This is a genomic window from Streptomyces sp. NPDC102360, assembly GCF_044766085.1.
In the GTDB taxonomy this organism is placed as follows: Bacteria; Actinomycetota; Actinomycetes; order Streptomycetales; family Streptomycetaceae; genus Streptomyces.
The window spans coordinates 49,864-73,597 of sequence record NZ_JBIWLG010000005.1 but is presented as its reverse complement, the minus strand read 5'-3'; the positions used below and the strand labels follow the sequence as shown (position 1 = coordinate 73,597).

The 23,734-nt window shown below is 70.9% G+C and carries 23 protein-coding genes; 17 read left to right on the top strand and 6 right to left on the bottom strand.

What is annotated here, in order from left to right; translation table 11 throughout:
* Window positions 1-107 precede the first annotated feature (107 nt).
* From ACIRHA_RS21215 to ACIRHA_RS21175, 9 genes are all read left to right on the top strand, one after another.
* On the top strand, window positions 108-710 hold the full coding sequence (locus ACIRHA_RS21215; RefSeq protein ID WP_403847872.1) for a riboflavin synthase: 603 nt from the start codon (window positions 108-110) through the stop codon (window positions 708-710).
* A complete protein-coding gene (locus tag ACIRHA_RS21210) occupies window positions 707-1,357 on the top strand; it encodes a nicotinamide mononucleotide transporter family protein (protein ID WP_266721885.1) in 651 nt (216 codons plus the stop codon). The genes ACIRHA_RS21215 and ACIRHA_RS21210 overlap by 4 nt, the downstream gene beginning before the upstream one ends.
* Window positions 1,354-2,634 carry a bifunctional 3,4-dihydroxy-2-butanone-4-phosphate synthase/GTP cyclohydrolase II gene (locus ACIRHA_RS21205; protein WP_403847869.1) on the top strand — a complete coding sequence of 427 codons (1,281 nt, stop codon included), beginning with the start codon at window positions 1,354-1,356 and terminating at the stop codon, window positions 2,632-2,634. The genes ACIRHA_RS21210 and ACIRHA_RS21205 overlap by 4 nt, the downstream gene beginning before the upstream one ends.
* A 39-nt stretch (window positions 2,635-2,673) precedes the next feature.
* Entirely contained in the window at window positions 2,674-3,159 is a 486-nt protein-coding gene (gene ribH, locus ACIRHA_RS21200) for a 6,7-dimethyl-8-ribityllumazine synthase (RefSeq protein ID WP_403847866.1), read from the top strand.
* Window positions 3,160-3,193: 34 nt separating this feature from the next.
* Window positions 3,194-3,466 (top strand): phosphoribosyl-ATP diphosphatase, encoded by a 273-nt coding sequence (locus ACIRHA_RS21195; protein WP_351345657.1) that lies wholly within the window; start codon window positions 3,194-3,196, stop codon window positions 3,464-3,466.
* A 58-nt stretch (window positions 3,467-3,524) separates the two neighbouring features.
* Entirely contained in the window at window positions 3,525-4,382 is an 858-nt protein-coding gene (gene hisG, locus ACIRHA_RS21190) for an ATP phosphoribosyltransferase (RefSeq protein ID WP_403847864.1), read from the top strand.
* Between the two features lie 11 nt (window positions 4,383-4,393).
* Window positions 4,394-4,855 (top strand): PH domain-containing protein, encoded by a 462-nt coding sequence (locus ACIRHA_RS21185; protein ID WP_403847861.1) that lies wholly within the window; start codon window positions 4,394-4,396, stop codon window positions 4,853-4,855.
* Window positions 4,856-5,184: 329 nt separating this feature from the next.
* Window positions 5,185-6,525: a hemolysin family protein gene (locus ACIRHA_RS21180; protein WP_403847859.1), complete on the top strand. Its 1,341-nt coding sequence runs from the start codon at window positions 5,185-5,187 to the stop codon at window positions 6,523-6,525.
* Window positions 6,522-7,604: a hemolysin family protein gene (locus ACIRHA_RS21175; protein ID WP_403847857.1), complete on the top strand. Its 1,083-nt coding sequence runs from the start codon at window positions 6,522-6,524 to the stop codon at window positions 7,602-7,604. The genes ACIRHA_RS21180 and ACIRHA_RS21175 overlap by 4 nt, the downstream gene beginning before the upstream one ends.
* Window positions 7,605-7,817: 213 nt before the next feature.
* Here the strand turns inward: ACIRHA_RS21175 and ACIRHA_RS21170 are convergent, their stop codons facing one another.
* Both ACIRHA_RS21170 and ACIRHA_RS21165 read right to left on the bottom strand, forming a co-directional pair.
* Window positions 7,818-9,680 carry an AAA family ATPase gene (locus tag ACIRHA_RS21170; RefSeq protein WP_403847854.1) on the bottom strand — a complete coding sequence of 621 codons (1,863 nt, stop codon included), beginning with the start codon at window positions 9,678-9,680 and terminating at the stop codon, window positions 7,818-7,820.
* 407 nt (window positions 9,681-10,087) lie between these two features.
* Entirely contained in the window at window positions 10,088-10,729 is a 642-nt protein-coding gene (locus ACIRHA_RS21165; protein WP_403847850.1) for a uridine kinase, read from the bottom strand.
* Window positions 10,730-10,932: 203 nt separating this feature from the next.
* On the opposite strand from ACIRHA_RS21165, the gene ACIRHA_RS21160 reads away from it, so the two are divergent.
* Entirely contained in the window at window positions 10,933-12,324 is a 1,392-nt protein-coding gene (locus ACIRHA_RS21160; RefSeq protein WP_403847847.1) for a peptidase C39 family protein, read from the top strand.
* A gap of 115 nt (window positions 12,325-12,439) precedes the next feature.
* Here the strand turns inward: ACIRHA_RS21160 and ACIRHA_RS21155 are convergent, their stop codons facing one another.
* Entirely contained in the window at window positions 12,440-13,918 is a 1,479-nt protein-coding gene (locus tag ACIRHA_RS21155; protein ID WP_403847844.1) for a M1 family metallopeptidase, read from the bottom strand.
* A gap of 185 nt (window positions 13,919-14,103) precedes the next feature.
* On the opposite strand from ACIRHA_RS21155, the gene ACIRHA_RS21150 reads away from it, so the two are divergent.
* Together ACIRHA_RS21150 and ACIRHA_RS21145 are read left to right on the top strand one after the other, a co-directional pair.
* Window positions 14,104-14,256 carry an SCO1431 family membrane protein gene (locus ACIRHA_RS21150; RefSeq protein WP_403847841.1) on the top strand — a complete coding sequence of 51 codons (153 nt, stop codon included), beginning with the start codon at window positions 14,104-14,106 and terminating at the stop codon, window positions 14,254-14,256.
* Between the two features lie 142 nt (window positions 14,257-14,398).
* Window positions 14,399-15,007: a TetR/AcrR family transcriptional regulator gene (locus ACIRHA_RS21145; RefSeq protein WP_403847838.1), complete on the top strand. Its 609-nt coding sequence runs from the start codon at window positions 14,399-14,401 to the stop codon at window positions 15,005-15,007.
* Window positions 15,008-15,073: 66 nt separating this feature from the next.
* On the opposite strand, the gene ACIRHA_RS21140 is transcribed toward ACIRHA_RS21145, so the two are convergent.
* On the bottom strand, window positions 15,074-16,315 hold the full coding sequence (locus ACIRHA_RS21140) for a glycoside hydrolase family 18 protein (RefSeq protein ID WP_403847835.1): 1,242 nt from the start codon (window positions 16,313-16,315) through the stop codon (window positions 15,074-15,076).
* Between the two features lie 307 nt (window positions 16,316-16,622).
* Here ACIRHA_RS21140 and ACIRHA_RS21135 point away from each other — a divergent pair, with 307 nt between their 5' ends.
* Window positions 16,623-17,792 (top strand): acyl-CoA dehydrogenase family protein, encoded by a 1,170-nt coding sequence (locus ACIRHA_RS21135; protein ID WP_403847832.1) that lies wholly within the window; start codon window positions 16,623-16,625, stop codon window positions 17,790-17,792.
* A 58-nt stretch (window positions 17,793-17,850) separates the two neighbouring features.
* On the opposite strand, the gene ACIRHA_RS21130 is transcribed toward ACIRHA_RS21135, so the two are convergent.
* A complete protein-coding gene (locus ACIRHA_RS21130) occupies window positions 17,851-17,976 on the bottom strand; it encodes a hypothetical protein (protein WP_403847829.1) in 126 nt (41 codons plus the stop codon).
* Between the two features lie 631 nt (window positions 17,977-18,607).
* Here ACIRHA_RS21130 and ACIRHA_RS21125 point away from each other — a divergent pair.
* Window positions 18,608-19,681, top strand: coding sequence for a hypothetical protein (locus ACIRHA_RS21125; protein WP_403848892.1), 1,074 nt, complete (start codon window positions 18,608-18,610; stop codon window positions 19,679-19,681).
* A gap of 57 nt (window positions 19,682-19,738) precedes the next feature.
* On the top strand, window positions 19,739-20,857 hold the full coding sequence (locus ACIRHA_RS21120; protein WP_403847826.1) for a phosphotransferase family protein: 1,119 nt from the start codon (window positions 19,739-19,741) through the stop codon (window positions 20,855-20,857).
* Window positions 20,858-20,872: 15 nt separating this feature from the next.
* Here the strand turns inward: ACIRHA_RS21120 and ACIRHA_RS21115 are convergent, their stop codons facing one another.
* On the bottom strand, window positions 20,873-21,325 hold the full coding sequence (locus ACIRHA_RS21115; RefSeq protein WP_403847824.1) for a hypothetical protein: 453 nt from the start codon (window positions 21,323-21,325) through the stop codon (window positions 20,873-20,875).
* Window positions 21,326-21,558: 233 nt separating this feature from the next.
* Here ACIRHA_RS21115 and ACIRHA_RS21110 point away from each other — a divergent pair, with 233 nt between their 5' ends.
* Window positions 21,559-21,999 (top strand): Lrp/AsnC family transcriptional regulator, encoded by a 441-nt coding sequence (locus ACIRHA_RS21110; RefSeq protein WP_161306038.1) that lies wholly within the window; start codon window positions 21,559-21,561, stop codon window positions 21,997-21,999.
* 110 nt (window positions 22,000-22,109) lie between these two features.
* Window positions 22,110-23,723, top strand: a complete 1,614-nt coding sequence (locus ACIRHA_RS21105) for an amidohydrolase (RefSeq protein ID WP_403847821.1) — start codon at window positions 22,110-22,112, stop codon at window positions 23,721-23,723.
* The last annotated feature ends 11 nt before the right edge of the window (window positions 23,724-23,734 follow it).

The window sequence follows — 23,734 nt, the reverse complement described above, 5'->3', positions numbered from 1 at the left end:
GACCGGTGTCGACCGCGGCGTCGCCCCAGGTGTCACAGTCCGTACGTTCTGTCGTCGTCGTACGACAGTGCCCCGGAGTCCAGGCCCGAAAAGGGAGGACCCGGGAAGTGTTCACCGGAATCGTCGAAGAGCTGGGCGAGATCACCGCCGTCGAGAACCTTGACGACGCCTGTCGCTTCCGCGTCCGCGGCCCCGTCGTCACCGACGGCGCCGGGCACGGGGACTCCATCGCCGTCAACGGCGTGTGCCTGACCGTCGTCGAGCACGAGGGCGACGAGTTCACCGCCGACGTCATGGCCGAGACCCTCAAGCGCTCCAGCCTCGGCGCGCTCACCACGGGCTCCCGCGTCAACCTCGAACGGCCGATGGTCGCCGACGGCCGCTTCGGCGGGCACGTCGTGCAGGGCCACGTCGACGGGACCGGCACGATCGTCGACCGCACCCCCTCCGAGCACTGGGAGATCGTCAAGATCTCGCTCCCGGCCGAGCTGTCGAAGTACGTCGTCGAGAAGGGCTCGATCACCGTCGACGGCGTGAGCCTGACGGTCGTCGAGGCCGCCGACGACTACTTCACCATCAGCCTCATCCCCACCACCCTCGCCCTGACCACGCTCGGCGTGAAGCAGGCAGGCGACCCGGTCAACCTCGAGGTCGACATCATCGCGAAGTACGTGGAGCGGATGCTCGGAACCCAGGGCGGTGCCCGGTGAACTGGCTCAACACCGAAGCGTTCACGATCTTCGGCCAGCACATCCTCTGGTCCGACATGATCGGCAACACCATCGGCCTCATCGCCCTCGCGCTCGGCTGGCGCCGCTCCATATGGACCTGGCCCGCCCAGCTGATATCCGGCGCGATCCTGCTCACCGCCTTCGCCACCGCCCACCTCTCGGGCAGCGCGGGCAAGCAGCTCGTCGTCATCGTCGTCGCCCTCTACGGCTGGTGGCAGTGGAACCGCGGCAAGGGCCAGGCGCAGGACGGCTCCATCGCCGTCCGCTTCGCCACCTGGCGCGAGCGCGGCTACCTGCTTGGCGCCGCCGCCGTCGGCACGCTCGCCGTGGGCGGCCTGTTCACCGCGTTCCCGACGCTTTCCTGGGACCCGTGGCCGGACGCGTACATCTTCGTCGGCACCGTCGTCGCGATGTACGCCCAGGCCCGCGGCATGGTCGAGTTCTGGTTCGCCTGGCTGCTCGTCGACCTCGTCGGCGTCCCCCTGAACTTCGCCAACGGCTTCGCCTTCTCCGGCTTCGTCTACGTCATCTACGGCGCGCTCGTCCTGTGGGGCATGCGCGACTGGTGGCTGCGCTCCCGCGCGGCCGCTTCCACCGCCCCGGCCCTGGAAGGAGCCCGCGCATGAGCACGGCACCCAACCTCTACGAGGTCGAGGACCTGTCCCTCGACCCGGTCGAGATGGCCGTCCGCGACATCGCCGCAGGACGCCCCGTCGTGGTCGTCGACGACGAGGACCGGGAGAACGAGGGCGACCTCGTCGTCGCCGCCGAGAAGATCACGCCCGAGATCGTCGCGTTCATGATGAGCGAGTGCCGCGGCCTGATCTGCGCCCCCATGGAGGGCACCGAGCTCGACCGGCTCGAACTGCCGCAGATGGTCGGCAACAACACCGAGTCGATGCAGACCGCGTTCACCGTCTCCGTCGACGCCTCCGGCGCGCACGGCGTGACGACCGGCATCTCGGCCGCCGACCGCGCGGCCACGCTCCGGCTCCTGGCCTCGGGCGCGAGCGAGCCCGGCGACTTCGTCCGCCCCGGCCACATCTTCCCGCTGCGCGCCAAGGAAGGCGGCGTGCTCGTCCGCGACGGCCACACCGAGGCCGCCGTCGACCTCGCCCGGCTCGCGGGCCTGCGCCCGGCCGGCGCCATCGTGGAGATCGCGGGCGAGGACGGCGTGATGCTGCGCCTGCCCGAGCTCGTCCCGTTCGCCCGCAGGCACGGCCTGACGATCATCTCCATCAAGGACCTGATCGACTACCGCCGCACCTCCGAGCCCACGGTCAAGCGCGAGGCGACCGTCCAACTCCCCACCGCTTTCGGCGACTTCACGGCCTACGGCTACCGCTCCACGGTCGACGGCGTCGAGCACGTCGCCCTCGTGCACGGCGAGCTCGGCGACGGCGAGGAGGTCCTCGCCCGGATCCACTCCGAGTGCCTGACCGGCGACGTGTTCCACTCGCTGCGCTGCGACTGCGGCCCCCAGCTGGAGGAATCCATGCGCCGCATCGTCGATGAGGGCCGCGGCGTCGTCGTCTACCTGCGCGGACACGAGGGCCGCGGTATCGGCCTCGTCTCCAAGCTGCGCGCGTACGAGCTCCAGGAGCAGGGCCGCGACACCCTCGACGCCAACCTGGAACTCGGCCTGCCCGCCGACGCCCGCGACTACGCGGCGGGTGCCCAGATCCTCGGCGACCTCGGTGTGCGCAGCCTGCGCCTGATGACCAACAACCCCGACAAGACCGAGGCCCTCACCCGCCACGGCCTCAAGGTCGCCGAGCGGGAGCCGATGCCCGTCACGGCGGGCGAGCACAACCTGCGCTACCTGCGCACCAAGCGGGACCGCATGGGCCACGACCTCCCGTGGCTGGACGCCCCGCGGACGTCGGCCTGCAACAACCAGTAAGCCATCTGTTTTCAGTTACGTACGTACGAGGAGAAGCGCGTGAGCGGCAAGGGTGCACCCGAACTGAGCGTGAAGAACTGTGGCGACCTGCGCGTGGCCGTCATCGCGGCCCAGTGGCACGAGCAGGTCATGGACGGACTCGTGAACGGCGCCCTGCGCGCCCTGAACGAGCTGGGCATCAGCGAGCCCACCGTCCTGCGCGTCCCCGGCAGCTTCGAGCTGCCGGTCGTCGCCAAGGTCCTGGCGGGCCGCGGCTACGACGCGATCGTCGCGCTCGGCGTCGTCATCCGCGGCGGCACCCCGCACTTCGAGTACGTCTGCCAGGGCGTGACGAACGGCCTCACGCAGGTCACCATCGACACCGGCGTCCCCGTCGGCTTCGGCGTGCTGACCTGCGACACCGAGGAGCAGGCGCTCGACCGCGCCGGCATCGAGGGCTCCCGCGAGGACAAGGGGCACGAGGCGGTCACCGCGGCCGTCGCCACCGCGACCACGCTGCGCACCATCGCCGAGCCCTGGCGCTGAGCGCGGCCCCGGGACGCGTAAAGTAGACGCCACCATGTCCAATAAGACGTTCGAGGAGCTCTTCACCGAGCTCCAGCACAAGGCAGCCACCGGCGACCCCGCCACTTCCCGCACCGCTGAACTGGTCGGCAAGGGCGTCCATGCCATCGGCAAGAAGGTCGTCGAGGAGGCCGCCGAAGTCTGGATGGCCGCCGAGTACGAGAGCGATGACGCCGCCGCGGAGGAGATCTCGCAGCTCCTCTACCACGTCCAAGTGATGATGGTCGCCCGCGGCATCTCCCTCGACGACGTGTACGCGCACCTCTAGGCCCGCGTACCCGCCTCCCCATCCGCAACTCACCCCTTACGCAAAGGAATCCGACCTCATGCTGCGCATCGCCGTCCCCAACAAGGGTTCACTCTCAGGGCCTGCGTCGGACATGCTGCATGAGGCCGGGTACCGGCAGCGCAAGGAGTCCAAGGAACTCGTCACGGTCGACCCGGACAACGAGGTCGAGTTCTTCTACCTGCGCCCCAAGGACATCGCGATCTACGTGTCCTCGGGCAAGCTCGACATCGGCATCACCGGCGAGGACCTGCTGATCGACTCCGGCGCCGAGGCCGAGACGATCCTGCCGCTCGGCTTCGCCCGCTCGACCTTCCGGTTCGCCTCGCGTCCGGGAGCCGTGAAGGACCTCGCGGACCTGGCGGGCCGGACGATCGCCACGTCGTACGAGGGCATCGTCGCCAAGTACCTCGCCGAGCGCGGCGTGGAGGCCAACGTCGTGCACCTCGACGGCGCCGTCGAGACCGCCATCGAGCTCGGCGTCGCCGACGCGATCGCCGACGTCGTCGAGACGGGGACCTCGCTGCGCAACGCCGGCCTCGAGGTCTTCGGCGAGCCGATCATGCGGTCCGAGGCCTGCGTGATCCGCCACAAGGGCGAGTCCGCGGACGAGTCGTCCGACTCGAAGGTCGAGCAGTTCCTGCGCCGCCTCCAGGGCGTCCTCGTCGCCCGGACGTACGTGATGATGGACTACGACTGCCGCGCCGAGCACCTGGAGAAGGCGGTCGCGCTCACCCCCGGCCTGGAGTCCCCGACGGTCTCCCCTCTCCACAATGAGGGCTGGGTCGCGGTGCGCGCCATGGTCCCGGCGAAGGGCGCGCAGCGGATCATGGACGACCTGTACGCCCTCGGCGCGCGGGCCATCCTCACCACGGCCATCCACGCCTGCCGCCTCTGAGGACGTCGACCATGCCCGACCAGCCCAGCCTGCCCGTCACCTTCCGGCCGGGCCGCACTCGCGCCGTCCTGCACACGCTCGGTGCCGCGTCCTTCGTGGTGATCACGATCGTCGCGCTCCTGCTCGGAGGCCTGAGCCCGGGGGAGAAGGCCAGCTTCGTCTTCACCGGTGCGCTGTTCTGGGGCGTGCTCTGGCTGCTCGCCCGGCCCAGGATCGACGCCGACGCCGAGGGCGTCACGGTGGTCAACGTGGCGCGCAGCCGCCGCCTGTCCTGGGCGGAGATCGTCAAGGTCAACCTGCGCCCCGGCGACCCCTGGGTCTTCCTCGACCTCACCGACGGCACCAGCATGGCCGCGATGGGCATCCAGCCCGGCATGGCCAAGGCCTCCGCCATCCGCGACGCGAAAGCGCTCCGCGCCCTGACGGAGACCCATCATTCAAGCCCCCGCGCCTCAAACACCGGCGAGGTTTGATCGCCTCAAACGTCGGCGGGGCTTGATAGATCAAGCCCCTGCGGCGATTGAGCAGCGGGGTCCGGGGCGGAGCCCCGGGACGTCGACCACGGCGCCGGTGACTCCAGCGGGCGCAGCCCCTGACACATCGGCCCCCGGCTTGATTAATCTGGTGGCGGGGCACGCCACAAGTGCCGCCCCGCCCTCGACCCGCCACCAGGCGGAGCCAAGGGCTCCCTGCGAACCGAGGAGTGACTCCCTCCAGCGATGGACGGATCGTCCGGTAGTACCTGCGCCGCCCCCTCCCGACAAGGCGCGCCCCGCGCGCCGATGTCCCCGGAGGCGGCGGCATGACCATCCCGTTGCTGCTCCTTGCGGCCGCCTTCCTCCTGATCCTCGCCAACGGCTTCTTCGTGGCGGCCGAATTCGGCCTCGTCACGGTGGAGCGCCCCGACGCCGAGAAGGCCGCGGCCGCCGGCGACAAGCGCTCCCGCACTGTCGTCAACAGCCTCAAGCAGCTGTCCTTCCAGCTCTCCGGCACCCAGCTCGGCATCACCATCACCTCCCTGGTCGTCGGCATGCTCGCCGAACCGGCCCTCGCCGAGCTGCTGCGCGGCCCCTTCACGGCCATCGGCCTGCCCGAGGGCGCCGTCGGCGGCCTCTCCGTCGTCGCCGGCATGCTGCTCGCGTCCGCCGTGCAGATGGTGATCGGCGAACTCGTGCCGAAGAACTGGGCGGTGTCGAAGCCCCTTCAGGTGGCACGCTTCGTGGCCGGCCCCCAGACGGTCTTCGCCCGCCTGTTCCGCCCGGTCATCGCCCTGTTGAACACCGTCGCCAACCGCCTCGTGCGCGCACTCGGCGTCGAACCCGCCGACGAACTCGCCTCTGCCCGCACCCCCGGCGAACTGGTCTCCCTGGCCAGGCACTCCGCCCAGGCGGGCGCACTGGAACAGGACACGGCCGACCTGTTCGTCCGCACCCTGTCCCTCGCCGAACTGACCGCGCAGCACGTCATGACGCCGCGCGTGAAGGTCAGCGCGCTGCAGGCGTCCGCGACCGCCGAGGACGTCGTCAACCTGACCCGTGCCACGGGCCTGTCCCGCTTCCCGGTCTACCGGGAGCGGATCGACGAGATCATCGGCATGGTCCACCTCAAGGACGCCCTCGCGATGCCCGCGCACGAACGGCTGCGCACGCCGGTCGGCCGCATCGCGCAACCACCGCTGCTCGTCCCCGAGACCCTCCCCGTACAGCCCTTGCTGGCCCGGCTGCGCAGCGAGCAGCCGATCGCCGTCGTCGTCGACGAGTACGGCGGCACGGCCGGGGTCGTCACCCTGGAGGACATCGTGGAGGAGCTCGTCGGCGAGGTCCGCGACGAGCACGACGGGCTCGACCTGCCCCAACTGGCGGTCGCCCCGCCCGAGGACGGCCGGCCCGCCTGGGACGCGGACGGCGGTTGCCGCGTCGACATCCTGCGCCGCATAGGCCTCGACGTCCCCGAGGGCCCGTACGAGACGGTGGCGGGGCTCGTCGCCGATCTCCTGGGCCGTATCCCGGCCCCCGGCGACAAGGCCGAACTTCCCGGCTGGCGCCTCTCCGTACGCGCCGTCGACCATTACCGGGCCGAGCGCGTCCGCATCGTACGTACGTCGGACACCCCGAAGCCGGCGCTCCTGGAGGCGGCCCGATGAGCGCGCTGCAACTCGTCTTCGCGGCCCTGCTGGTCCTCGCCAACGGCTTCTTCGTAGGAGCCGAATTCGCTTTGGTCTCGGTCCGCCGAAGCCAGATCGAACCCATCCCCGGCAAGCGGGCCAAGCAGGTCCTGTACGGCCTGGAGCACCTGCCGCAGATGATGGCGGCGGCCCAGTTCGGCATCACCATCTGCTCGCTGACCCTGGGGGCGGTGGCCGAACCGACCGTGGCCCACCTCCTGGAGCCCCTCTTCGAAGCGGTCCACGTCCCGCACGGCATGATCCATCCCCTGGGGTACGCGATCGCGCTCGTGGCCGTGGTCTTCTTCCACCTCGTCATCGGCGAGATGGTCCCGAAGAACCTCGCGATGGCGGCCCCGGAGAGGACGGCGCTGTGGTTCAGCCCCGGCCTCGTCGCCTTCGCCCGCCTCTGCAAGCCGGTCACGATCGCCCTCGGCGCCTGCGCCCGTCTGATCCTCAGGCTGTTCCGGGTAGAGCCCAAGGACGAGGTGGACGCGGTTTTCACCAGCGTGCAGCTGGGCCGTCTCGTGGAGGACTCGGGCCAGGCGGGCCTGCTGGCCCCGGAGGAGCAGGAGCGCCTGGGGGACGCCCTGGAACTGGGCTCCCGCCCGGTGACGGACGTCCTGATCGACCGCGCCTCACTGGTGACGGTCGGCCCCGCGGTCACTCCGGCCGCGATCATCGAGCTGACGGGGCGCACGGGGTACTCCCGCTTCCCCCTCTGCTCCGACGACGGCGCCTTCATGGGCTACCTCCACGTCAAGGACGTCCTCGACCTGATCGACGGCCCCGACGTGGACCGCGCGGTGCCGCAGCAGCTCTGGCGCCCCATGGCGACGCTTCGTTCGGAACTCCCGCTGGACGATGCCCTCACGGTGATGCGCCGCGCGGCCACCCACCTGGCCCAGGTCGCGGACGCCTCCGGCCGTGTACTCGGTCTGGCCGCCCTGGAGGACGTCCTGGAACTCCTGGTCGGCGAGGTCAGAGACCCGGCCCACCGCGAGTCGCCCCAGCCCCGCGTCCCGTTGGCCCGCACCCGCGAGGAGGCCCTGGCGTAACCCCACCCCAAGCCCCCTGCGGGCCCGAAAAGACCGGGGCTCCGCCCCGTACCCCGCTGCTCAATCGCCGCAGAGGCTTGAAAGATGCGCCTCAATCGCCGGCGGGGCTTGAAATATCAAGCCCCGCCGGCGATTGAGGCGATCCAGCCCCGCCGGCGTTTGAGGCGCGGGGTCCGGGGCGGAGCCCCGTGACGTCAACCACGGTGCCGAGAGTCACCCGGCGGACGGCCCCCTCCCCGACAACACCTCGCCATACGCCTGCATCAGATCCGGCAACCGCAACGTCGCCAGATCATCCCGCGTGGGCTCGACCACATATCCGGTGAGCCGAAGGTCCCGATACGCGCACGACTTCTCGTACAGCGTCCGCAGGAACCTCCCGTTCCCGAGCTCGTCGATCCACCCCTGATCGACGACATGCCCGGCGATGGACCGCAACTCGTCCAACGCCTCCTCGTCCCACACATCCCCGTTCTCCGCCGCCAACACCTCCCCGATCGAGGTGAGTTCCAGCGGCCGGTACGACGGAAAGTCGACCCGCGACGTGAACCTCGACGAGAGCCCGGGGTTGGCGGCGAGCAGCCGGTCCATCCCCTCCGGATACCCGGCGAGGATCACCACGAGGTGATCCCGGTTGTCCTCGGCCCGCTTCAGCAGCACCTGAAGCGCCTCGTCGCCGTACGCGTCGCCCTTCCCGTAGCCGGAGTTGGACAGCGCGTACGCCTCGTCGACGAACAGCACCCCACCGAGCGCCGAGTCGATCAACTCATTGGCCTTGACGGCGGTCTGCCCCAAATACTCGCCCACCAGGTCCGCCCGCTGCGCCTCCACGAGATGGTCCCCGCCGAGCAGCCCGAGCGCGTAGAAGACCCGTCCGAGAATCCGCGCCACGGTCGTCTTGCCCGTACCCGAGGGCCCGGAGAACACGAAGTGCCGCTTCGGAGGCTGGACCGGAAGCCCCTGCCCGGACCGGAGCCGCGCCATGTTCAACTGGGCGGACAGTGCCTTCACTTGACGCTTCACCGGCTCCAGGCCGACCATCCGCTCCAGCTCGGTGAGCGCCTCCTCCAGGAGCACCGGGTCCGTGCTGCTGACCGGCGGCGGCGCGGGCACCGGCACCACGACCTTCTCCCGCACCATGTCGGCGTCGTCGGCGGCCGCGGCACCGGGGGGCGGCAGATCGGGATCGGTCACCTTCAGGTCGCGCCCGTCGCTCTCGTACAGCGGATCGCCCGTGTCGCCGTCGAGCCCGTCCTGGTACCCCGTCATGGACAGCGGCATCGGATCGGACCCGTCGCCGAAGTCCCCGTACCCGTCCCCCTCGGCGATCGCCGCGAGCCGCGCGGAGGTGTCCATGAAGGCGGGGTCGACCCGGTGCACCGCCCTGTACAGGGGGAGCGCGGCCGCCGAACGCCCGGTGCCCTCATGGGCCCTGGCCAGCCAGTAGCGCAGCTCCTTGCGCTGCGGCTGCTCGCTGCGACAGCGCATCAGGGCCGAGGAGAGCAGCGGCTCCGCCTGCCCGTACATCTCCAGGCGCACCCGGGCCATGCCGCCGAAGAGCCCGGCCTCGATGCCGAGCATCGGGTCGTCGGTCAACGGATCGGTGTGCCGGACCAGTTGATCCCAGTCCTTCACCAGGTACGAGCGGCACGCATGCAGGAACCGCACCTGTGGATCCGCGTCGAACGGCGGCAGGGTGGCGAGCGCCCGGTCCAGGTCCGGGACATGGCGCCCGTCCAGCCAGTGCGAGGCGTGCGCGAGCAGCAGATCGCGCGGGTGCTCGAGCACCGGCTGCACCCACCAGCCCAGCCAGTACCAGGAGTTGAGGGTGCGCCGGTGGCGCACGCGCTGCTCCCCGAACCGGTCGCGGTGCCGGAACATGCGCAGCAGCGCCGTCGTCGTGTCGACGCGCAGGGCGTGCAGCCCGAGCCAGCCGTCGGCCATCCCCGGGTCCATCCGTACCGCGGTGCGGAATTCGTCCTCCGCCTGCGGATAGGCGCCCATGGTGTAGGCGTCGACGCCTCGCAGCCAGGCGAGGTCGGCCGGGCCGGCCTGTGCACCGGTGCCGAAGTCCATCACGTCCCCCACAAACCGTGCCCCCGATGAACCGCTCTGTCATGGACGGGAGTTGTCACGATGCGGACAGCGAGCCGTCCGTAGACCGCACCGAGGGCATCGTACCTGCGGGGGTGCGCTCGGCCGTAGGGCGCGACCCGGTCGGATCGGGGCACGAGCGGGGGGATTCGGCGCAGGTGAGCGCGGTGCCGGATGGTGACCCAGGGTGAGCGAAGCGCGCCTCGGTGCAGCCGGGAAGGGGAATTGTGGGCAGAACGAAGCCCCCGATCACGGGGGAACAACCGGGGGCCTCGCGTCTGTAGGCGGTCCCGAAAGGCCGCACATTGAGAACGTAAGTCCTGTACGGCCCCTCGGTCAAGCAGAGTTGAGGCTCTCGCGGAAAGTGGCGGAAGGCCGTTTCCACAGGTTCACCGCACCGCTGGCGGTCCATCACCGTAAGTGACGATCCCCTTCAAGGGTGGGATCCCACCGGGCCCTTCGCGCACCTCATATCCCTCTGAACACTCACGTACCAAAAAGTGCGCGAAGGGGAGGGACGGGTTCACTTGAAAGTGCTCCCGCTCCGCTGGGATCCAGCCGTCCCAGAACTCTCGCTGCGCCTCTCCGTCCCGCGCCCGTCCGCGCGCCCACGCGGCCTCGCCGGTCATGTCGAGCCACATCAACATCGCGAGTTCCGGCCGAAGTTCGCTCCGCCCGGCCCCCACGCCCTCGATCAGGACGACATCCGCCGCCGGGAGTTCGCGCGTGGCGGTGTAGCGGCGGGCGTGCCAGTCGTACGTCTCGTAGTGCGCGGCCGCGCCGCGGGAGAGCGGGCCGAGGACCTGGGCGCGCAGCCGCTCGGTCCACGCGAAGAGCGCGTCGTGGCTCGCGAGGTCGTCGAGCCGCAGGACGGGCGCCCCGCCGAGCGCCTCCGCGAGCCGCACCGCGAAGGTCGACTTGCCGGAACCCGCGTGCCCGTCGATGCCGACGAGCCGCACGGGGCCGCAGGACGGCGGCAGTCGGCGGATCCGGTCGGCGCAGTCGGCGAGGGGCACATGGTGGTAGCTCACGGCCGCAAGGGTACGACGCCGCCCGGATCGGTTTCGCGCGCGCCGCCGCAGGTCATGCCAGTGGTGAAGACCAATATTCGTGCCGGTGACCCGTTGCGGAACGCTGGTGGAAATCCCGCCCCGGCGGCCATAGTTGGCGCACTCTGTCACGTCAGTCTCCGTCTCCGTCACGTCCTCAGAACCGACGACCGAGGGATCAGCCGATGACCCGACCCGAAACCCCCTCCCCGCTCTCCCGGAGAACCGTCCTCGTGGCGGCCGCGGGCGCGGCGCTCGCCGCGACGGCCGCGACGGGCTCCGCGCGCGCCGCCGCGCCCGCGCAGCAGTCCGCACAGACCGCACGGAAGGCGGTGAACCGCCCCGTGGACAACCGCACCTGGACGACGTCCGTCGACTGGCGTTCCGGCACCGCGCACGGCACGCGCGTCGTAGGTGGCGCGCGCCCCGGCGTGACGATCGCCGCGCCCGCCGGCACGACGACGTACAAGGATCCGCACCTGAACAAGACGGCCGAGTGGGAGTACGCCGAGTGGCTCTCCCCGGTCCACGCGCTCTCGGTCCCCGCCACCGAGGTCGTCGCGTCCTGGAACGCGCACACCCCGAAGGCCACCTGGATCCAGATCGAACTCCAGGGCACCTACACGGACGGCGCCACGACCCCCTGGTACGTGATGGGCCGCTGGACGGCGGGCGACGACAAGGACGCCGACATCCGCCGCACGTCCGTGGACGACCAGTCGGACGGGAAGTCGAGCATCTGGACGGACACGTTCTCCATCGACGACGCGGCCTCGGGCCTGCGCCTGGTCTCGTACCGGCTGCGTCTGAGGCTGCTGCGCGCGCCCGGCTCGAAGGCGGCGCCGACGGTGTGGCGCCTGGGCGCCATGGGCTCGGACGTCCCGGACCGGTTCACGGTCCCCGCGTCCACGCCGGGCCTCGCCAAGGAGTTGAGGGTCCCGCGCTACTCGCAGAACATCCACGTCGGCCAGTACCCCGAGTACGACAACGGGGGAGAGGCCTGGTGCAGCCCCACGTCCTCGCAGATGATCATCGAGTACTGGGGCCGCAAGCCGACGCCCGAACAGCTCGCCTGGGTGGACCCCTCGTACGCCGATCCGCAGGTCTGCCATGCGGCGCGTTATACGTATGACTACCAGTACGAGGGCTGTGGCAACTGGCCGTTCAACGCGGCGTACGCGGCGACGTACAAGGATCTACAGGGCGTCGTCACCCGCCTCTCCTCCCTCACGGACCTGGAGAAGCTGATCGCGGCCGGTATCCCGGCCATAACGTCCCAGTCGTTCCTCAAGGAGGAGCTGACCGGCGCGGGCTATGGCACCTCGGGACACCTGATGACGGTCATCGGCTTCACTGCTGACGGCGACATCATCGCCAACGACCCGGCCTCACCCAGCGATGCCGCGGTCCGCCGCGTCTACAAGAGGCGTGAGTGGGAGAACATTTGGCTGCGGACCAAGCGCTACAACGCCACCGGCAAGGTCGTCTCCGGCACCGGTGGCGTCTGCTACCTGTACTTCCCGGCCCACCCGACCGAGAAGCAGCGCAAGGCGCTGGCCGCGGTGGGGGTCCGCTAAAAACTCGGGGCTCCGCCCCGGACCCCGCTGCTCAATCGCCGCAGGGGCTATAAATAGCCCCTGCGGCGATTGAGCAGCGGGGTCCGGCAGGACTTTCGGGAAGGCGCCGACCGCGTCACCCCGTGACGGGTAGCACCACCCAGTCGGGGTGGCCCGGCATCGGCGGGGTCTTGGAGCCGAACAGCCACGGGCGCAGGAAGCCCGTCAGGTCGCGGCCCGCCACCTTCGAGGCGAGCTTGATGTAGTCGGCCGTCGACGCCGTCTTGCCCCGGTACTGGGTGACCCACGCCTGCTCGATCCTCGCGAAGGTCTCCGCGCCGACCTGCTCGCGCAGCGCGTACAGGACGAGCGCCGAGCCGTCGTAGCGCATCCGCTTGAAGAGGTTCGGCTCCGTGGGTTCGGCGGGGGCGCCGTAGTCGTGGCGCCACTGGTCGTGGTTCTCGTAGGCCGTCCTCATCGCGGCCTCGAAGCTGTCGCCGCCGTGCTCCTCGGAGTACCAGCGCTCGTAGAAGCGGGCGTGGCCCTCGCTCAGCCACAGGTCGGACCAGGTGGCGATCCCGACGCTGTCGCCGAGCCACTGGTGGGTCAGCTCGTGGACGAGATTGCGCTCGGCGTCGACCTTCGTACCGAGCAGATCCGCCTTCGGGACGAGGGACAGCGTCTGCGTCTCCAGGGCCACCCCGAGGTCCGTGTCGCCGACGAGGACGCCGTACCGGTTGAAGGGATAGGGGCCCAACTTCTCGCGCAGCCACGCCAGGTGGTCGGGTGTCAGATCGCGGTACTGCTTGGTCGGCGCGACGAGCGCGTCCGGCACGACGTCGCGCAGCGGCAGCCCGCCCGGGCCCTTGCTGTCGATCAACGTGAACTTCCCGATGGCCAGTTGGACCAGCTGCGCCGCGATCGGCTGCTCGGAGTCGTACGTCCAGCGGACCCGCCCGTCGCTCCGCTCGGTGCGGTCGACGAGGCGACCGTTCGCGACGGCCGTACGGTCGGCCGGTGTCGTCACGCGGAACGTGACGGGGGCGCGCCGGCTCGGGTGGTCGTTGGACGGGAAGATCATCTTGGCGCCGTTGGGTTGCGGGTACAGGACCGTCCCGTCGGGCGTCGGGATCCAGCCGTAGTCCTCGATCGCGTCGTCGCGGTGGCGCACCTGCGTGGGGTCGGCGGTGTACCGGACCCTGACGGTGAAGGTGCTGCCCTTGGGGATCGGTGAGGCGGGCGTGATGATCAGCTCGTCGCCCTCGCGCCGGGTCTGGGCGGCGCGGCCGTTCACGGTCACCGAATGCAGCTCGTTGCCGGCGAAGTCGAGGTCGAAGCGGGACAGCGCCTGCGTCGCCGTGGCCTTGACGGTGGTGGTGGCGGCGAAGGGGGTCCTCGGCGCCTGCCAGTCGAAGTCGAGCGTGTAGTGGCGCACGGTGTAGCCCCCGTTCCCGTCGAGCGGGAACATCGGGTCGCCGAGGCCCGCGGCGCCCGGCGTCGGGCTGTCGGTGGCCGCCCGGGAGACGGCCGCCGGGCCGGTCAGCGCCGCGGTGACGGTGATCGCCGCGGCGAGGACGAGACGGGTTCTGCGGCGTGAAGTCCGGTACGCACTCATCGGGAACCTTCCGGTCGGACGGAACGCGTCGCTGTGTGGGACGCACGACGCGGCGGCCCGGTTGTACGTGACCAAGCTCTCTGCGGCGCGGCGGCGATCCGATGGCAAGGTGGAGAAGGCGCCACAGGACCCTGGGGCGCAGCCGGGGGAGTCAGGACCATCACCGCGACCCGAGCGAGACACCCATGACCGCACATTCCGCCGCCGCTTCCACGCCCGCCGCGCGCACCCGCACCGGCGGGCCCGACGACAACGGGCCGAAGATCCTCGAACACGTCCTGGGCTGGACCTTCGTCGTGGTCCTCGCGATGCTCGTCACACAGCTCGGCCTGATGTGACCGGTCCGTCGCCCGGTGCGACGTGACGTTCGCCGCCACGGCCTCCGCCGCGCAGGCGTGAGGGCGCCTCGGAAAGTGCCATACTGCGGCATTCGCAAGGAGTCCGAGACCAGGGCCGGAATTGAAGACTAGCCACCAGCGGGTGCGCGGCACCGAACGCTCCGCCACCCGCCGCGCCGAACTCATCGCCATCGGACGGAAGTTGTTCGCCGACACGTCCTACGACGCGTTGTCCATGGACGACATAGCGCAGCACGCGGGCGTGGCCAAGGGGTTGATCTACTACTACTTCGAGTCCAAGCGCGGCTACTACCTGGCGATCATCGAGGAGTCCGTCGGCGAACTCGTCGACGGTGCGAGCAGCGTCGGTGACCTGGCCCCCGTGGAGCGGGTGCACCGCACGGTCGAGGGGTATCTGCGCTACGCGGAGCGGAACCAGGCGGCGTACCGCACGATCGTCACGGGCGGTGTGGGCTTCGACGCCCAGGTGCAGGCCATCAGGGACGAAGTGCGCGACGCGCTGATCGCCACCATCGCCCGGGCCGCGTACGGGACGCCGCGGGTGCCGCGGCTCGCGCGGACGGCGCTGCTCGGCTGGCTGTGCAGCGTCGAGGGCATCACGCTCGACTGGATCGGCCACCACGAGCTCGAACGGGACACGGTGCGCGCCCTGTTGGTGCGCACGCTCGGCGAAACCCTGCGGGTGATCGAGGAGTTCGAACCCTCGTACCCCGCGCCGGTGCTCCCCTGACCGCACGCGCGCGTACGACTGCACGCGCGCGTACGACCAGGGGAGCGCATCGCCTTACCTGTAGGGCTAGTTGATCGCCTTGATCAGCTCGCCGTCCGAGGTGTCACCGGACAGCTCCCAGAAGAAGGTGCCGCCCAGGCCCTGCTGGTTCTTGTAGTCCATCTTTCCGGCGATGGTCCCCGGGGTGTCGTAGCTCCACCAGTCGTTCCCGCAGTGCGCGTACGCGGTGCCGCCGACCGTGCCGGTGGCCGGGCACTTGCTCTTGAGCTCCTTGTAGTCGTCGATGCCCTGCTCGTACTTGCCGGCCGCGGGGCCGGTCGCCGTGCCACCGGGAGCGTCCTGGGTGACGCCGGTCCAGCCGCGCCCGTAGAACCCGATCCCTAGCAGCAGTTTGGAGGCGGGCACGCCCATCTCCTTGAGCTTCGCGACGGTGGCCGAGGTGTGCCAGTCCGTCTTCGGGATCCCGTCGTACGAGGTCAGGGGCGAGTGCGGGGCGGTGGGCCCCTTCGCGTCCCAGGCGCCGAAGAAGTCGTACGTCATCGGGTTGTACCAGTCGACGTACTGGGCGGCGCCCGCGTAGTCGGCGGCGTCCAGCTTGCCGCCCTCCGAAGCGTCGGCCGGGATGGCGGAGGTGACCAGGTAGTCGCCGCCGAACTTCGAACGCAGCGCCGACATCAGGTTCTTGTACGCGTCGCGCCCACTCGTGTCACAGGTGAGGCCGCAGGCGTTCGGGTACTCCCAGTCGATGTCGATGCCGTCGAAGACATCGGCCCACTTGGAGTTCTCGACCAGGTCGTAGCAGGACTGGGCGAACGCGGCCGGGTCCTTGGCCGCCTCGCCGAAGCCGCCGGACCAGGTCCAACCACCGAAGGACCAGAGGACCTTGAGGTCCGGGTGCTTCTTCTTCAGCTTCAGGAGCTGGTTGAAGTTGCCGCGCAGCGGCTGGTCCCAGGTGTCGGCGACGCCGTCCACGGACTGGTCCGCGGTGTACGCCTTGTCGGTCGCGGCATAGGAATCGCCCATCGCGCACTTGCCGCCCTGGACGTTGCCGAAGGAGTAGTTGATGTGCGTGAGCCTGTCGGCGGAGCCCGACGTCTCGATGTTCTTGACGTGGTAGTTCCGGTCGTAGACACCCCACTCGGTGAAGTATCCGACGACCTTGGACCCGGCCGCTTTCGGCTCGGTGTCGCTCTGCTGTTGTGCGGAGGCGCCGCCCGCGCCAACGAGCAGTCCTGCGCCGAGGGCGGCGCAACACGCGGCGGAGAAGAGGGCCTTGAGGCCTCTGCGGGGGAGGTGCGGTCTGAGCATCGTGTCTCCTCGTGGGGGAGGGGAGCGTGGGGTTCGTGCCGTGGACCTGCGCGCCGCACATTAGAAGGACTAGACCAGTGGGGTCAATGGTACGAACCAATTCCGCCGCCGCGGAAAAACTTTGAGTAAGCGGTCGTTAACCAGTGACGGGGCGCTCCGGATCGGGAATACTCAACACGCCGCGGCCGCTTGGTCTGCGCTTTCCGTGATCCGGAAGGGCAGCATCGGCCCGGCAGTGACCATCCGGCGTCGCCCGCCCACCCGGCGGCCGCCGCCGCAGTGCCCGCCCAGGGAGGAGAGCGTCGCCATGCCGGAGCCAGGAGTCGAGCGTCAGCTGCCGACGGACGAAGCTCAGGATCTGCTGCGGCTCGTCCGCGACATCGCGCAGCGGGAGATCGCCCCGCGCGCGGCCGAGGACGAGGAGGCGGGCCGCTTCCCGCGCGAGACCTTCCGGCTCCTCTCCGGGTCGGGACTGCTCGGACTGCCCTACGACGCCGAGTTCGGCGGCGGCGAGCAGCCGTACGAGGTCTATCTCCAGGTCCTGGAGGAGCTGGCGGCGGCCCGCCTCACGGTGGGCCTCGGCGTCAGCGTGCACTCACTGTCCTGCCACGCCCTCGCGAACTTCGGGACGAAGCAGCAGCGCACCGAGCACCTGCCCGCAATGCTGGGCGGCGGTCTGCTCGGCGCCTACTGCCTCTCCGAGCCGTCCTCCGGCTCCGACGCGGCGTCCCTGCGCACCAAGGCGATCCGCGAGGGCGACGAGTGGGTGCTCACGGGAACGAAGGCCTGGATCACCCACGGCGGCGTGGCCGACTTCTACACGGTCCTGGCCCGCACCGGCGGCGAGGGCGCGCACGGCATCACGGCGTTCCTGCTGCCCGGTGACGCGGCGGGGCTGAGCGCGGCGGTGCCCGAGCGGAAGATGGGCATGAAGGGCTCGCCCACCGCCCAAATCCACCTGGACGGGGTGCGGGTGAGCGACGCGCGCCGCCTCGGGGACGAGGGGCAGGGCTTCCAGATCGCCCTCTCGGCGCTCGACTCGGGCCGCCTCGGGATCGCGGCCTGCGCGGTCGGCGTCGCGCAGGCCGCGCTCGACGCGGCGGTGGAGTACGCGAAGGGGCGCGCCCAGTTCGGCCGGCCCATCGCGGACTTCCAGGGTTTGCGCTTCATGCTCGCGGACATGGCCACGCAGATAGAGGCCGGCCGCGCCTTGTACCTGTCGGCGGCCCGGCTGCGGGACGCGGGCAGGCCCTTCTCCAAGCAGGCCGCCATGGCGAAGCTGCTGTGCACGGACGCCGCGATGAAGGTCACCACGGACGCGGTGCAGGTCCTCGGGGGGTACGGCTACACGGCCGACTTCCCCGTGGAGCGCCTGATGCGCGAGGCGAAGGTGCTCCAGATCGTCGAGGGCACCAATCAGATCCAGCGCATGGTCATCGCCCGTCACCTCGCCGGTCCTGAGAGTGGCCGGCAGTAGGCAGCGCGGTGGAAGGGGCGGGGCCGGGTGCGTGCCCAGCCCCGCGACGCCGCGGGACCTACTGCCGGGTGCTCTGCATCGCGCTGAACTGCCCGGTGCGCACGGTGGGCGCGATGAGGCGCGCCCACTCCGGGTCCTCACGCCCCGGCAGCGTCTTACCGCGCTCGGTCCACGCCGTCACCATCGCCTGGTAGATCGGCGGGTTGTGCGGTCGCGGCTGGGGCGGCTGCGGGCGCGGCGCCTGGGGCGGCCGGGCCTGCTGCGGCCGGGGGAGCGGCTGCGGCCCCGCCGGCTGGAGCGCGGGCGGCTGCGGGGACGGTGCGCCCGGAGGCGCGGAGGGCCGCGGGGGCGGTGCGGCCTGAGGATTGCGCTGAACCTGTGACGGGTGCTGGGGCCGCTGCTCCTGTGGCGCCTGCTGGCCCTGGGGGAGCGGGTGGGACGTGGGGGACTGTCGGCTCTGGTGAACCGATTCTGCGGTAACCGGCACGAGGATGCGCCTGCGTCGTCCCGTGGGCGCAGGTGCCGAGGTCTGCGTCGAGGTCATGCCCGTTCAACGAAAGAGGGATCGGCGGGGTCACTGGTTGACGAATTCGAGCGTCAGTTCGCGACTACCCCGTACGCGTGGCATGGGCCGGTCGAACATCTGGCAAGCGACGCCTTGCTGACGTACCGTCAACTCCGCCGCCGGGCAGGCCGTACCCCTCCGGGCGACGTCAACCACCGTGCTCCCAGGGAGGTTTGCCGTGGCCGCAGACGAGACCGCCGACCGCCCCGTCGCCTTCGACGAGTGGCCCATCCATCAGGTGCCGCTGTCGATGAAGCACGTCGCCACCAGCGACCGCAACGCCTACGACCGCTGCATCTTCCATCTCTTCGACCCCGAGGGCCAGTTCCTGCTCATCCTCGGCCTCGGCGTCTACCCGAACCTGGGCGTGATCGACGCGTACGCCACTCTCCGCGTCGGCGACACCCTGCACGCGGTCCGCGCGTCCGACGCCCTGAGCGAGGACACCCGGATGAGCATGCGCGTCGGCCCGCTGCACATCATGGTCGAGCGCCCGCTCAAGGACTTCATCCTCAGCTGCGCCGCCGACCCGGACGACCCCGACGGACTCGCGTACGAGATCAACTGGAGCGCCGACTTCCCTGCCCTGTGGGAGCCGCACCACACGCAGCGCAAGGGGGCGCGGCTCACCCTGGAGGGCAAGCGGTTCGTGCAGGCCGGGCGGTGCGACGGGTGGCTGCGGATCGGGGGCCGGGAGGTCCGGCTGGACGACTGGACCGGGACCCGGGACCGGAGCTGGGGCGTGCGGCCGGTGCCGGGGGAGGAGGGCGGCCGGCTCGCGCAGGAGTACCCCACCGAGGGCTTCCACTGGATCTGGGCGCCGGTCCGCTTCGACGACCGCTTCCTCATGGTGATCACCCAGGAGGACGCCGACGGCTACCGCACCCTGAACGACGCCACGGTCGTCCGCGAGGGCCACCGCGACCGCCAACTCGGCTGGCCACAGACCGACATCACCTACCGCCCCGGCACCCGCCACCCCGAGCGCGCGGTCATCCACCTCATGGACCCGGTCGACCGCAAACCGCTCGACATGGGCGTGGAGATCCTCGCGTCCTCCCCGCTCGCCGTCGGCGCGGGCTACCCGCCGGCCGACGACTGGCAGCACGGCACCTGGCAGGGCCACGACTGGTGCGACCGGCGGACGTACGACCTGGCCGACCCGGCGGCCCACCCGCGGGCCGCCTACGGGGTCATCGACCACGCGGCCCGCTTCACGCTCGACGGGCAGGTCGGGTACGGCATCTTCGAACACGGCTCCTTCGGCCGCCACGACCCGAGCGGCTTCACGGGCTTCGACTCGGTGGCCCCGGACCGGTCCTGACCGGCTCCCACAACGCGTGACATCCCCCAACGGCCTTCACGGACAGGGAGTTCGGCGATGGCGACAGCACCGCGACAGCCCAGGCCCCGCACGTCCACCCGCGAGCCCGAGGAGATCGCCCGGCGCCTGACCGCCTGGCTCGGCCGCCGGCTGCCCGGGGCGAAGGCGGTGAACGTCACCGTCCCGGAGTCCAACGGCATGTCGAGCGAGACCCTGCTCTTCGACATCGAGCACCCCGAACCGCCCGTACGCTCCTGTGCGTTGCGGCTGGCCGCGGACCCGTCGGCGTACACGATCTTCCCGGTGTACGACATGCCGCGGCAGTACCGGACGATGCGCCTCGCGGCCGAGCGCACCGGGCTTCCGGTGCCGCGCGTGCTGTGGCTCGAGGAGGACGCGGGACCGCTCGGCGCCCCGTTCTTCGTCATGGAGCGGGTGGCGGGCCGCGTGCCGCCCGACGTCATGCCCTATACGTACGAGGGGAATTGGCTGCACGAGGCGACCGACGACGAGCGGGAGCGGTTGGAGGACGCGAGTATCCGGGTGCTGGCGCGCTTGCACGACGGCGTGCCGGCGGCCGAGGCGTCCTTCCTGGAACTGCCCGGAGAGGGGAGCCCGCTGCGCCGCCACGTGGACGCCCAACGCGCCTACTACGCATGGGTGGTGGAGGGTCGCAGCCCCTCGCCCCTCATCGAGAGCGCCTTCGCACGCCTGGAGGAGCTGTGGCCGCGGGAGCCGAGCCCCTCGGTCCTCAACTGGGGCGACGCCCGCATCGGCAACATCATCTATGAACAGGACGGCTTCGCACCCGCCGCCGTCCTCGACTGGGAGATGGCCGCACTCGCCCCGCGCGAGGTCGACCTCGGCTGGACGGTGTATCTGCACCGCTTCTTCCAGGACCTGACCGAGACCTTCGGGCAGCGCGGCCTGCCGGACTTCCTGCGCCGCGAACAGGTCGAGGCCCGCTACGCGCGCCTCACCGGCCACACCCCGCGCGACATGGAGTTCTACACGCTCTACGCGGCCCTGCGACACGCCGCCGTGATGCTCCGCGTCGCCTACCGGCAGATCCATTTCGGCGAGGCCACCGCGCCCGCGGACCCGGACACACTGATCCTGCACCATGACAGCTTGCGGGCCATGGTGCGGGGCAGTTACTGGGCCGACAGGTCGTAGGACCCGTCGCTCGGGTCAGGCGGCGGCCCGGCGGTAGGGCTGGTCGGGCACCCGGATGGGGCGCGATCCGGCGCCGCCGGCGTGCGAGAAGGGCTGGGTGCGCCAGTCGAGCCCCTGAGGGAGCGTCAACAGGAGGGCGGCGTCCTGCTCCTGAGCGCCCACCAGGTCGTCCGTGGGCAGGGCCTCCGTGACGGTCCTGCCGCTGCCGACGCAGACGGTGAGCCCGAACGGGTCCCAGGGGGACGTCACATGGGCGTGCTCCGGCAGCACGTCCTCCTCCGCGAGAAGGGCGATGGCCTTGCCGCAGTCGGGGCAGGCCACGCGGTACATCTCAAAGGTCTCGTACCCGTCCCCATCGTCCCCGGCCATGTCGAAGGCGTCGGGTTCGACGCCCTCCGGCTGGGGCTCGGCGATCGCCTGCTGGCGGCCGCGCGCGCCAGGACGTCCGGAACGCTTCACACTCTGCATGGGATTCTCCCCCTCGGGTGGGCCGGCCGCTGATGTCCATGAGTGGCGGCCTCGGCCACAGCAAGCATTTCCCGGCTGTTCGTCGAGGTAATCACTTCATGCCGGTGGACACGGCCCGAGGCCTGTGGTGTTCGTCACATGTCGAATGAGCTTGCCCTTCGAGCGGTAGACGTATCGCCCATCTCGTTCCTTCAGGTATCCGTGAGGATCAAGGGACCGGTAGGTTCAGCGGCATGGAGGAGCTCGACCGACAGATTGTGCAGCTGCTCGTCAAGGACGGGCGGATGAGCTACACCGACCTGGGCAAGGCCACGGGCCTGTCCACGTCAGCGGTGCACCAGCGGGTGCGCCGCCTCGAACAGCGCGGCGTGATCCGTGGCTACGCCGCGGTCGTCGACCCCGAGTCGGTCGGCCTGCCGCTCACCGCGTTCATCTCGGTGAAGCCGTTCGACCCGAGCGCCCCCGACGACATCGCGGAGCGCCTCGCGGGCGTCCCCGAGATCGAGGCGTGCCACAGCGTGGCCGGCGACGAGAACTACATCCTCAAGGTCCGGGTCGAAACGCCCCACGAGCTGGAGAACCTCCTGGCCCGCGTCCGCTCCCTGGCCGGCGTCTCCACGCGCACGACGGTGGTCCTCTCGACCCCGTACGAGGCGCGTCCCCCGCGGATCTAGGTTCACGGGGTGGGCGGAGCCCGCTGCTCCGCCCCGGCTTGAGGCGCGTGCACCCGGACAAACCCGACCCCCGGCGCACCCGCACCCCGCGGACACGGGAAACTGTCACCATGAGCACGCCCCCCAGCCCCCGCACCGTCCTCCTGCGTCGAGGCGAGATCCACAGCCCGGCCGACCCCTTCGCCACCGCCATGGTCGTGGAGGCGGGCCACGTCGCCTGGGTCGGCTCGGAGGGCGCGGCGGACGCGTTCACGGACGGCGTGGACGAGGTGATCGACCTCGACGGCGCCCTGGTGACCCCCGCGTTCACCGACGCCCACGTCCACACCACGTCGACCGGCCTCGCCCTCACCGGTCTCGACCTCACGGCCGCCCGCACCCGCACCGAAGCCCTGACCCTCGTACGGGAACACGCTGCGGCCAACCCCACCGACCGCGTCCTCCTCGGCCACGGCTGGGACGCCGCCCGCTGGCCCGACCGCGCCGCCCTCACCCGCGCCGAACTCGACGAGGCCACGGCCGGCCGGCCCGTCTACCTCTCCCGTATCGACGTGCACTCGGCCGCCGTCAGCACCGCCCTCCTCGACCTCGTCCCCGGCGTCGCCGACCGCCCCGGGTTCGACCCCGAGGGCCCCCTCACCCGCGCCGCCCACCACGCCGTCCGCGCCGCCGCCCTCGCCGCCGTCGGCCCCCAGCAACGTACGGAAGCCCAGCGAGCCGCCCTCCAGCACGCCGCGTCGCTCGGCATCGGGTCCGTGCACGAGTGCGCCGGGCCCGACATCTCCTCCGAGGACGACTTCACCGGGCTGCTCGACGTCGCACGCTCCGAGCCCGGCCCCCGGGTGGCCGGCTACTGGGCGGACCGCGACATCGAGCGCGCCCGCGCCCTCGGCGCGCTGGGTGCCGCGGGCGACCTGTTCGTCGACGGCGCCCTGGGCTCCCACACGGCGTGCCTGCACGAGCCCTACGTAGACGCGCCGCACAACGGCACCGCCTACATGTCGAGTGAAGAAATCGCCTCCCACGTAGTGGCGTGTACGGAGGCCGGCCTCCAGGCGGGCTTCCACGCCATCGGGGACGCCGCCGTCACCGCCGTGGTCGACGGCATGCGCGGCGCCGCCGAAAAGGTCGGCCTCGCGCGCGTACGCGCGGCCAGGCACCGCGTGGAGCACGCCGAGATGCTCACCCCCGAAACAGTGGCCGGCTTCGCGGAGTTCGGCCTCACCGCCTCCGTACAGCCCGCCTTCGACGCCCTGTGGGGCGGCGAGGACGGCATGTACGCCGACCGCCTCGGCGCGGAGCGGGCGCGCACCCTCAACCCGTACGCGGCCCTGCTGAAGGCCGGCGTCCCCCTCGCCTTCGGTTCCGACAGCCCGGTCACCCCGCTCGACCCGTGGGGCACGATCCGCGCCGCCGCCTTCCACCGGACGCCCGGTCACCGTGTCTCCGTACGCGCCGCGTTCACCGCCCACACGCGCGGCGGCTGGCGTGCCGTCGGCCGCGACGACGCGGGCATCCTCGTCCCGGGTGCTCCCGCCGACTACGCCGTCTGGCGTACGGACGAACTGGTCGTGCAGGCGCCGGACGACCGCGTGGCCCGCTGGTCGACCGATCCGCGCTCCGGAACGCCCGGCCTGCCGGACCTCTCCCCGGGGGGCCAACTCCCGGTCTGCCTGCGGACGGTGGTCTTCGGTCAGACGGTCTTCGTAGGGCCGGACGAGTGATAACCGGGGCG

What these genes read in the sequence shown, in the direction of transcription:
- ACIRHA_RS21130 (WP_403847829.1), bottom strand. Translation starts at nt 17,976, where the DNA reads ATGGTGACGGCGTGGACCGAGCGCGGTAAGACGCTGCCGGGGCGTGAG.
- ACIRHA_RS21120 (WP_403847826.1), top strand. Translation starts at nt 19,739, where the DNA reads ATGGCGACAGCACCGCGACAGCCCAGGCCCCGCACGTCCACCCGCGAG.
- ACIRHA_RS21110 (WP_161306038.1), top strand. Translation starts at nt 21,559, where the DNA reads ATGGAGGAGCTCGACCGACAGATTGTGCAGCTGCTCGTCAAGGACGGG.
- ACIRHA_RS21160 (WP_403847847.1), top strand. Translation starts at nt 10,933, where the DNA reads ATGACCCGACCCGAAACCCCCTCCCCGCTCTCCCGGAGAACCGTCCTC.
- ACIRHA_RS21125 (WP_403848892.1), top strand. Translation starts at nt 18,608, where the DNA reads ATGAAGCACGTCGCCACCAGCGACCGCAACGCCTACGACCGCTGCATC.
- ACIRHA_RS21115 (WP_403847824.1), bottom strand. Translation starts at nt 21,325, where the DNA reads ATGCAGAGTGTGAAGCGTTCCGGACGTCCTGGCGCGCGCGGCCGCCAG.
- ACIRHA_RS21170 (WP_403847854.1), bottom strand. Translation starts at nt 9,680, where the DNA reads ATGGACTTCGGCACCGGTGCACAGGCCGGCCCGGCCGACCTCGCCTGG.
- ACIRHA_RS21195 (WP_351345657.1), top strand. Translation starts at nt 3,194, where the DNA reads ATGTCCAATAAGACGTTCGAGGAGCTCTTCACCGAGCTCCAGCACAAG.
- hisG (WP_403847864.1), top strand. Translation starts at nt 3,525, where the DNA reads ATGCTGCGCATCGCCGTCCCCAACAAGGGTTCACTCTCAGGGCCTGCG.
- ACIRHA_RS21140 (WP_403847835.1), bottom strand. Translation starts at nt 16,315, where the DNA reads ATGCTCAGACCGCACCTCCCCCGCAGAGGCCTCAAGGCCCTCTTCTCC.
- ACIRHA_RS21175 (WP_403847857.1), top strand. Translation starts at nt 6,522, where the DNA reads ATGAGCGCGCTGCAACTCGTCTTCGCGGCCCTGCTGGTCCTCGCCAAC.
- ACIRHA_RS21180 (WP_403847859.1), top strand. Translation starts at nt 5,185, where the DNA reads ATGACCATCCCGTTGCTGCTCCTTGCGGCCGCCTTCCTCCTGATCCTC.
- ACIRHA_RS21135 (WP_403847832.1), top strand. Translation starts at nt 16,623, where the DNA reads ATGCCGGAGCCAGGAGTCGAGCGTCAGCTGCCGACGGACGAAGCTCAG.
- ACIRHA_RS21185 (WP_403847861.1), top strand. Translation starts at nt 4,394, where the DNA reads ATGCCCGACCAGCCCAGCCTGCCCGTCACCTTCCGGCCGGGCCGCACT.
- ACIRHA_RS21150 (WP_403847841.1), top strand. Translation starts at nt 14,104, where the DNA reads ATGACCGCACATTCCGCCGCCGCTTCCACGCCCGCCGCGCGCACCCGC.
- ACIRHA_RS21205 (WP_403847869.1), top strand. Translation starts at nt 1,354, where the DNA reads ATGAGCACGGCACCCAACCTCTACGAGGTCGAGGACCTGTCCCTCGAC.
- ACIRHA_RS21105 (WP_403847821.1), top strand. Translation starts at nt 22,110, where the DNA reads ATGAGCACGCCCCCCAGCCCCCGCACCGTCCTCCTGCGTCGAGGCGAG.
- ACIRHA_RS21155 (WP_403847844.1), bottom strand. Translation starts at nt 13,918, where the DNA reads ATGAGTGCGTACCGGACTTCACGCCGCAGAACCCGTCTCGTCCTCGCC.